4 protein-coding genes are annotated in these 10226 nt (G+C 44.3%); all 4 read right to left on the minus strand.

The features are described 5' to 3' along the window. Positions 1-2: 2 nt before the first annotated feature. Positions 3-2351: an OmpA family protein gene (locus B879_RS19105; RefSeq protein WP_238542171.1), complete on the minus strand. Its 2349-nt coding sequence runs from the start codon at positions 2349-2351 to the stop codon at positions 3-5. Between the two features lie 2 nt (positions 2352-2353). Further along, the gene (locus B879_RS19110) at positions 2354-3325 is read right to left on the minus strand and encodes a PorP/SprF family type IX secretion system membrane protein (RefSeq protein ID WP_009186869.1); all 972 of its coding nucleotides are present in this window, start codon (positions 3323-3325) and stop codon (positions 2354-2356) included. 391 nt (positions 3326-3716) lie between these two features. Beyond that, on the minus strand, positions 3717-8330 hold the full coding sequence (locus B879_RS19115; RefSeq protein ID WP_009186870.1) for a CLIPPER-2 domain-containing protein: 4614 nt from the start codon (positions 8328-8330) through the stop codon (positions 3717-3719). Between the two features lie 242 nt (positions 8331-8572). Beyond that, on the minus strand, positions 8573-10226 hold a 1654-nt coding region (locus B879_RS19120; RefSeq protein ID WP_238542172.1), incomplete at its 5' end, for a CLIPPER-2 domain-containing protein.

Raw genomic sequence — 10226 nt, forward strand, 5'->3', positions numbered from 1 at the left:
TATTATTTACCACTCACTCTGAGCGTAGTTCTTCTGTTCTGTTGGTGCTGGGCTTCTGTACAATCACCCGTGCTGCAGTCGTTCACCGGACGGCTCTCCCCGTACCAGCTATGCTCCATCCTGGAAGCATCTACGCCGCGGTTCACCAGATAGTCCATCACCGCCTGTGCCCTGCGCTCCGATAAGCCCATGTTGTACGCATCACTGCCCCGCTGGTCCGTATGGCCCTCAATGTAAAGCCTCAGGTCAACCTTACGGTTAAGCATCACGCCAACACGCTCCAGCTCTTTTCTGTGCACCTGTCTCAGGTTGCTCCTGTCAAAGTCAAAGTATACCGTAGGAAGACCCGCCTCCTCTGCTATCCCCTCCAGATACCCCGGAAGATCACAGGGATCGGTTATCCCCTCAGGAAGTTCGTAGTCCCTTTCCGTATCCGAAAAAGCCTCCAGTACCAGCTCACTCCTCCTGTTCAGCTGATGGTCAGCCTCCGGACAGGGCACACCGTCACCGCAGTCGTTCACCAGCTTACGCTCTCCGAACCACTCCAGCTTCACCCTGTCCCTCGCTATCCCAAAGGATGCCAGGTAATCACGTACCGCATCCGCCCTGCGCTCGCTCAGCGCCTCGTTGTAGGCATCCGATGCACGTGAATCCGTATGAGAGGACACCACCAGGTCCATGAAACCGTACTTCGACATCAGCTCACCGATCTTATCCAGTGAAGGAGCAGCGTCATTCCTGATCTCAGACCTGTCAAGGTCATAGTATACAATGTCAACATATACCGGCGTCCTGTAAGGGATCGCCGCAAGCACATACTCCCTTCTCAGCGTGTCCCCGTCAAAGCCCCTGGTCGTAAGGCCGCTGTCCGTTAAAGGAAAGTGGCCCTTCTTGCTGATACGCAGCACAAAGTCCCCCTCAGGGTCAAGCTCAGCAAGCAGCTGCCCGTCAGTATCCAGCCTGCTGTCCACCTGACTGCCGTCCGTTTTCTTAAGCTCAGAGCTGTAATCCATGATTACGTTGCCATCACAGTCGCTTACCTTTGCCAACAGGATCCTGAACAGGTCCTCGATCGTATAAATATCGTCAAGGCCCATACCACCCTCACGGTCACTCGATATGTAACGCTTTCCGTCACCGGCTACCACAAAGGCAAAGTCATCACGCTCACTGTTGTATGGAAGGCCCATGTTGCGCACGTTGCCGATACTGCCGTTGCTGTAGTCCGCTGTGAAAACATCCATGCCCCCAAGGCCCCTATGGCCCCTCGATGAAAAGTAAAACCTGTCTCCCGAACGGGAAGGGTGGCTCTCGTTCTCCGGGGTATTCACCTCCGGGCCCAGGTTCACCGGGGCAGAAAAATTCAGCCCCCCGTCATATTCCACATAGTAAATATCAAAACCTCCCTGGCCCCCGGGCATATCAGATGCAAAGTATATCCGCTGTGCTTCCGTGTCAACATAGGGGTTCATCACCCCGTAGGACTGGTGGTCGTTGTACGGAAAGGCCGTGCTCCCCGTAATGTTGCCGTCCGCATCAAGACGCCCGTAGTAAATGCCCGCATGGTTGGTGAAGTCCCTCGTGCCCTTCATCCTGCTCCTGCCCACAAAGGCCGTATAGAACACCAGGCCAAGGTCCGTGGCCACAGATGGATCGTTCACGTGCAGTGCTCCCGCAAGGTCGGTCACAACAACCGATACATCGCCCCCGCTGTCCTTCCTGTATATCCTGTAAAACTCACGCTCGTTGTAACCGCTCCGCTCATCGCTGAAAATGTTCGCCTTCGCGTCCAGTCTGATCCCCGGTCTTGAGCCCGCATCACCCACCTGCCCGCGGTCGCTCGAAAAATAAAGACCGCCTTCCGCATCTTTTGAAGTGCCGAAATCCGAACCCGTGCTGTTCACACCTGCCACAGGCACCAGCTTCACGTTCGCCCTGCGGCCCCTCAGCTCGCGCATCCCCGCCAGGTCAAGCTCGGGAAAATCATACTCGCTGTAGCCCTTCGCCGACAACAGGCCCTCTATGCTGTCCCACTGCCCCGCCTGTACCGCAGAACGAAGGTAGGACGAATAGTCGGCCCTGTCAGATTCCTCAAAGCTCACCGCACGGCCCCACCATTCGTAGGAATCCGCGTACATCCCCAGCTTCCCGTAGGTCTCCCCAAGGCGTACCGCAGTACCGTAACTCGCACGCCTGTTGTAGGCTTCCTTATAGGCCTCAACGGCCTTTGCGTAATTCTCCAGGCCCGCCTGCTTGTCGCCGTAGCGCAGCAACCTCGCCTGTCCGTATAAATCAACCGTCAAAAACGACAGCAACAATACCAAAAACAATATATTCAGTCTCTTTTCCATAATCAGAACCATCTCGGATTTCTCAATTTAACACTTCTCGGCGAAAGATAATAACCAACCGATATCTCATGCGAATTCGTCCTGTAATCCTGCAGTACGTTCAGGTTGTGGTCATAAGCATAACCTATCCTCAGATTCTCCGTCGCAAACAGCTCCAAGATAAAGGCTACCGCGTTCCTGTTGCCAAGGTTCGCCTCCAGGTTGTCGTTCCAGATACGCATGTTCGAACGGTAAGACGCCCCAAGCCACAGACGCTCCATGAACAACAGCATCCCGTTCAGATCATAGCTCGTCGGAGCACCCTTCACTTCCTTGATCAGAAAGCTCGGCTTGAACTGTACCGCATCGCTCACAGGAAGCAGCGCCCCCGCCGTAAGAAAATAATGGAAGTCATGGAAGGCCAAAGAAAGATCCTCACGCTCAAGCGCTCCCTTGCCTATCATGTTGAAGGCACTGAAGCCCGCATAAAAACGGCTGTTGTGGAAAAATAAACCCGCATTCATGTTCGGGGTCACCATACGCTCCCGGCCAACCGGAATGTTCGGGTCGTTCATGTCATTGTACTTCAGAAGGTCCCCGTCTATCATGTACTCCGTAAAACCGCCGCTCAGACCAAGGCTGAAAAAACTCTCCTCGCCGACCTGCATACGGTAAGCATACGTGAAAAGACCCCCGGTCGTACGTGCAGGACCGATCTGGTCCGTCAAAAACGATACGCCAAAGCCCTGCATCCCCTCGTTCGCACTCAGGTCCGCTGTAACCGTAAACGTACGCGGTGCTCCGGGAAAACTTACCCACTGGCTCCTGAAAGTACTCTGAACATAACCCTCACTCTTGTATCCCGCATATCCGGGATTGATATGAAGACCGTTGAACATGTACTGGCTGAACTGGGGCAGCTGCTGCCCCTCAGACAGATTCGGAATTGCCAAAAACAACACCGAAATAAACAAAATACTAAAAATCTTTCCCATCTCTTTCTATCGGTTTATTTGATGATTTTGAAAATGAGCTAAACCCTTTCTGCGATCCCCAATACTCCGGACTTTAAAAATTAGCCTAGACTCTATTTTCCTTGATTTTTGAGCATTTGAACGCTTTTTGAATAAAATTAAAATTTAAAAGCATGACAAACATTCAATTATGCTGTAAACATACATTTTTTTGTTTTTCATGTCAAGTGTATTTGAAAAAATATTTTTTATTAAATGCATTTTTTATGTTTTAAAATGCTTTTTTTAATATTTATTTTTCGGTTAAAATAGATCTATAACGCATTCAGAGCTGATTATTAGGGTTTTATGGAAATAAAAAAAGGGATGCCTAAACACCCCTTTTTTTTAATTAAAACTTAAATCAAGGACTTTATTTGATAACCTGTATCCAGCCTTTAAACTCATGGGTTCTTCCCTGGGCATCTATTCCCCTCAAGACATACATATAGGTACCAGCTACTTGTCCAGGTGCATCCCAATCATTAGCATAATTAAACCTTTCGAAAACATGGTCTCCATACCTGTTTAAGATGATGATTTCATTGGTGACAAACTTTCCTAAACCTTTGATTTCAAAGGTGTCATTCTTTCCATCTCCATCAGGAGTAATGACATTTGGAATAAAGAATGGCCTTACGGTATTGGTATCCGAATCGGTATTATTCTGGTTATCTGGGTCTTCCTGATCTCCAACTACAGTCACCACATTGGTAATCGTCACTGGATTTTCTCCAGAAAGCGCATCAGCACTCACCCTAAGAGTAATTTCTACCACGGCACCTGCGGATAAAACAGGTATGGTCCATGTTACCCTATTGCCTTGGACATCCTCATTGACGACTACATTAGGGTCTGATGAAGTAAATGTAGACCCGATAAAGGAAATGCCATTAGGTAGATCATCAGTAACCAGTACATTGGTAGCGTCAAATTCAGAATTATTTGTAATGGTAATACGATAAACAAACTCATCACCTTCAAATATTTCAGCCTCATCCGAGGTTTTGGTAACAGAAAGATCTACTTCGGCTTCAACAATTCTGAATATCACTATTGCGTCGTCTTGATTACTTGGGTTAGCAGTTTCTTGGAGAATATACCTTAATACATACTCCCTTGGCTCATTAACTCCTGGAATCAATAAACTTAACTCTCCATTTTCGTTGATATTTAAGCCTATAATATCATCTAGATCAGTGAATATGAAGTCTACCAAGGATGGGTCAGGACGCTGCCCCTCCAAAAGATCATTATCCAGTATATTCCCTAAAACTCCTGTAAAATCAACGGGAAGCACACCAAAGTCATCATCATTTGCTATAATTTCCAAGTCTTCTCCCAAACCTTCTTCACACCGGATTCCAAAATCAATATCAAAACGCTGTGTGTTAGCAGCGGTGAGTTCAAACTCGTATGGATTATCTGTGGTCACACCACAACTTGCATCAAATGCTTCTTCATTATCTTCCGTTAGCCTACTGTTACCATTATTGGGTAATACTTTGACTCTTCCAGTAGCCGCAAGTGCACGAGCTGCATCTGCCAAGTTTTCATCCAAGTCTAAGGTCACTGTAAATTCACCGAGAACTTCAGGCCTTGTTCTATAATAACCCGTAAGTCCAATCACAATTTCTCTTATAAGTCCATCAGGGCCTTCAACAATAATATTTGGATTTAAGGCATTGCCGACACCGGCTTTATTCAACTCCCCTTCATTTTCCGGACCATCAAACCTGCCATCCCCATTTAGGTCAATCCATTCCCATTGAGCAAAAGGCACGAATCCATTTTCATCAGGAACATTCTGCGTGACTACACCATCATTATTAGCGTCAAACCACTCGTCTTGAACACCATTCCCATTCAAATCATACCAGACAAAGTCCCCAATTACAGGTTCGTCACTGAAAGTGTAAGGGAAATCATGAATCACATAATTACACACCTCCACATCGGTAAACAATAAACTGGAATCTACCGGGAATAATCCCTTATTGATGTTAATATTCGCATCCTGAACTTGAACCAAATAACTGCCAGGTGCAATGCCTGTAAAGAAGTAACGACCGTCGTCACCTGTCACCTGAAGTAGAACATTGCCTGGTGTGCCACTTTGAGGTATTAATAAGACTGGAACCCTAGCCAAAGGTGTACCATCATCAGAATTAAAAATAATACCTTGGATACGGGTTTTATCCACACAAATTACCTCTACCTCAATTTCGTCCGCTCCTTGAATATCTTCACCATTTGGATCAGTTCCTGAAACCAATACCGTATTGACAATGGGTACCAAAGCAATTTCATCCTCTAGGGTAACCGTGTACTGAGTAGTAAAAATCCTTTCTTCACCAGGAAGTAATACATCAATGGTTTCCACCATACCTGTCAAAGGATCTTTCACAACCACATCTGTCAAAGTAGTATTCCCGGTATTTTCCACAGTAATGGTATAGGTAATTACCTCACCGGTATTCTGAACCTCTTCCTTATCAGCTGTTTTTTGAACATTGATACCGCTTTGTTGCAACCCTTCAACAACCGCTGTATCTGAGGCTTCAACATCCCCCGCATTGACCAATACAACATTCACAATCTCACCCCTATCCATATCCACTTGACTGACAATATATTCAGTGGTAAATACCACTGCATTTTCTGCTCCAGGCGCAAGGGTCTCAATTTCTTCCAAAAGTCCTGTCAATGGATCTTCTACATTGATATTGTTCAAAACTTCTCTCCCTGTATTCACTACGGTAATGGTATAGGTGATCACCTGCCCCACTGCCTCAAAGGTGGAAGTAGAAGCCACTTTGCTAACCTCTAACTCCCTTTGAGGGATTTCCTTTTCCGTGATGTCAAATGTTTTTGTAAATACACAGCCATTGGCATCCGTTATCGTTAGTGAATATTGGCCTGCACCAATGTTTTCCAAGGTAGTTTCTTCGCCAATTAACTCTTCTCCCCTTCTCCATTCAATGACTAATTCACCTGTACCTCCTGAAACGTCCAACTGAATCGAACCATTTTGCTCGCCCTCTCTTGGTTGAATGATCGTTTCTACAACTTCTATGGCCGTTGGGTACTCTAATTGCTTGATTTTGGTCACCGAATTACCGCTCCCATCCGTTACAACTAGCCTAACTTGCTCTGCACTATCATCTCCATATACAAAGGTTGGATTAGCTTCATTAGAATCGATGGTTCCATTATTATTAAAATCCCAAGCATAGGTATAACGCAACACATTTTGGCCTTCCTCATCAAGGACAGGTACACCACCGGCTACGCTCGATGTGAAATTGAAAATAAATGTGCCCTCTTCCTCACAGGCCGTCCAATCAAAATCTAATGTCAAAGGAGAGCCGATAATCACTTCTGCAATACACTTCCCTTCTTCGTAAGGGGTACAATCTTCCACAGGATTTTCAAAATCCGGTTCTTCTCCCAGCCAAATAATAAGGATATCATTTATTTTGATCTGATCCCCGCAATTCCAGGAAAATGCCTCACTCAAAATACGAACTTGTCCTGTTTCATTAGGCTCAATATTTCCTAAAAAGGCATTGATCTGCAAGGAAGACTCCCCAATGCTAAGGTCGCCAATAAACCTGGATTCAAAAAGCGTTTGGTCTACGTAAGAAGCCAATGACAAAGCCAAATATACTTCCTTAGAAGAGCCTGATTCACAAATCTCAGAAATGGGATTTCCTGCCGCATCGCTCAGATAAATCCCCTCTAAAGAAATTTTATCCAGACTATTATTACAATCGAACCCTTCTCGGCAATCAGGAAATTCAGGACCATCAATGGGATCGACAACCCGAATGGTCACAATTGCCCTATCCGTTCTCCCGTCTAATTTATCCTCAATCTCATATTCAAAAGTGTAAATTCCTGCAGGAGTTCCCGCTGGGACACTAACCCTTCCAAATGTAGGAGAATTGGGATCAGTATCTAAAATCAAAAAACCATTGGCCAGTGCACCTTCATCATCAAAAACTGTTAGGTTGATATCTGCTGGATCTAAGGTTCTTCCATCCAACTCATCATTTTCAAAAATGTTGATCACATTTTCCTCACCAAAAAACCCAAAAATTGGCCCGGCGTTATCTGGAGCAGCCGAAACCTCCCTGGCAAAAAAGATTATTTTACCATCACTCTCACCAATATCAAATAATCTGAATCCATAAATTGGTTCTTCGGTTTGAAACAATTCAGGCTTGAATACGGTCAGCCATTGTTTTTGATCAGGGATGTCAATCTGATGGTTGACTCCTGAGTTCCAATCAAATTGCTCTCTGATCAAAATCCTTATGGCGTTTGCAATAATATTCCCATCCTTGTCTAAAGGCAATATATCAAACCCAGAATTTCCATTTCGCTCTGAAACCATCAAGTAACCTGAACTTGGTATTTGATTTGGATAAATCACATCTACGAAAGCTGGGTTCTCGGTCAAAATTGTATTTCCTCCAATATCCCAATAAGACCGTAAATCAGGAGTAGAAACAACCTCTGCCATCGCATTCAAAAAGTTTTGTAAATTATTGGCATGGCTGATAAATTGACTGGCATCTGAATGATCAAACCTGATGACCCTAATTCCAGCTGCATCAATATTGCTTCCCAGTAAAGGATTGGCACTTTTCACAATCGGTACCCTTGTGGTTCCAAAAATCCTGTCACCGTTCTGAAGCAAAATAGATTCAACTTCCACTTTTACATCTTCTGGTAAAGGATTAGGCTCACCCGGAGTATTCTGAACAATCACCTGCTCGTTGGCTCCAGACCTATCCACAATCAAAGTAACTTCCTGAATAGGAAAATTATTCTGTACCGAATTTACAGTAGCTGTATTCTGGGCAATTGCACTTTGAGAAAATGCTGCTAGAAATACAGTAAGAACAAATACCAAACTTAAGTGCATTAATGAAATGCTTTTTAAAAAGGCATAGTATACTAAAGTAGTATAGTTTTTCATGTCAAAATAATTTACCGGTCTACTCAATCGTTTAAAGTAAGATCAATAATCTTATATTCATATAATTGCTGTAAATATACTATTTTTTGTTTTTCATAAAAATATAAAATAGTTAATTTTTCGTTAAGCTTGAAAATTTTTTGTTTTTTCTCGGAAACATAATATTATTTTACCTCAAGTTAGATAGTTTAAGCAAAAAAAAAGCGGCCTTTTGGCCGCTTTTTTAATTTTCATAAAAGCTATTATTTAATTACTTGGATCCATCCTTTGAATTCATGCGTCCTTCCCTGGGCATCTACACCAACCAAGACGTAGAAGTATGTTCCCGCTACCTGACCTGGCGCATTCCAATCATTTTCATAATTCTTGCGTTCAAAGACATGGTCTCCATACCTGTTAAAGATCACTATTTCGTTGCTTACAAACTTATTCAATCCTTTGATTTCGAAGGTGTCATTTTTACCATCACCGTCTGGAGTAATCACATTCGGAATAAAGAATGGATTCACTCTATTGACATCGGTGTCAACATTGTCAACCGGGTTGGTTTCCTCTCCATCAGATACAATGGTCACTCGGTTGGTAATCGTTAAAGGTACTTCTCCATTCAGCGCGTCAGCCCTCACCCTCAAAGTAATGGTCACCACTGCATCTGCCGGCAGTACCGGAATACTCCAGATCACCCTGTTGCCTTGAACCTCTGTACTTAACTCAACACCCGGATCAGTGGACACAAAGTTGGTACTCACATAGCTGACCCCATTTGGAAGCTCATCTGTCACTACTACATTTTCTGCATCCGTTCCTCCATTGTTCCTTACCGTGATGACATAATCAAACTCATCTCCTTCAAAAACTTCTATGTTATTAGAGGTTTTTTCAACTGATAGGTCAACTTCATTGTCCAATAACCTGAAGATTACAAAGGCCTCATCAAAGTTGGTCGGATTAACGGTTTCTCTTAGGGTATATTTCAACCTGTATTCTCTTGGTTCATTGATTCCTGGGATCAAGAGACTCAGCTCCCCATTCTCGTTGATATTCAAACCAACTATACCATCCAATTCAGTGAACTCGAAATCTACATCATTTGGATCTGGTCGTTCACCTTCCAACAAATCATTTTCAAGGATATTACCCAAGACACCACTGAAGTTGATCGGGAACTCACCAAACTCATCATCATTAGCGATAATTCTTCTACTTGAACCTTCTGAGGTCACACTGTCCTCATCTGTTACTTCTTCACCATCAGGATCAGTTCCTGTTGCCAATACAGTATTGACCACAGAACCATTTTCCAAATCTTTCAGGGCAATGGTATAAGTCGTAGTAAACACCTCTTCTTCACCAGGAGCCAAACTCTCGATACTGGCTTCAAATCCTGTTAAAGGATCCACAACTGAGATATTGCTTAGCGATACAGAACCAGTGTTCTTAACAGTTATGGTATAAGTCAAGACCTGACCAATTTCCGTGAATGTCGGACTGTCAACTGTTTTTGTGACCGTCAATCGAGCAGCTTTTTCGGTATCAACAGTTACTCCATCTTCTGTATCAGTATCCTCACCTTTAGGATCAGTTCCTGATACAGTAGCTACGTTGACAATGCTTCCAGCATCCATATCAGCCTGAGACACGATGTAGGTTACTGTTACAGTTGCGCTCTCTCCTGGGGCCAAATCACCCACATTCTCATTCACATTGACTTTATCATCAACTATAATTACGTCCTCAATGGTCACATTACCATTATTGGTCACTGTCAAAGTGTAGACGATTTCCTCACCTGCTGCAGCCACAGAAGTCTTGTCTGCAGTTTTGCTCAGGCTCAAAGATCCATTTTGCTCCACATCTACGGTCACACTATCTTCAGCATCTTTATCCTCTCCTTCA

Origin of the sequence: Cecembia lonarensis LW9 (genome assembly GCF_000298295.1) — a bacterium.
GTDB classification, from domain to species: Bacteria; Bacteroidota; Bacteroidia; order Cytophagales; family Cyclobacteriaceae; genus Cecembia; species Cecembia lonarensis.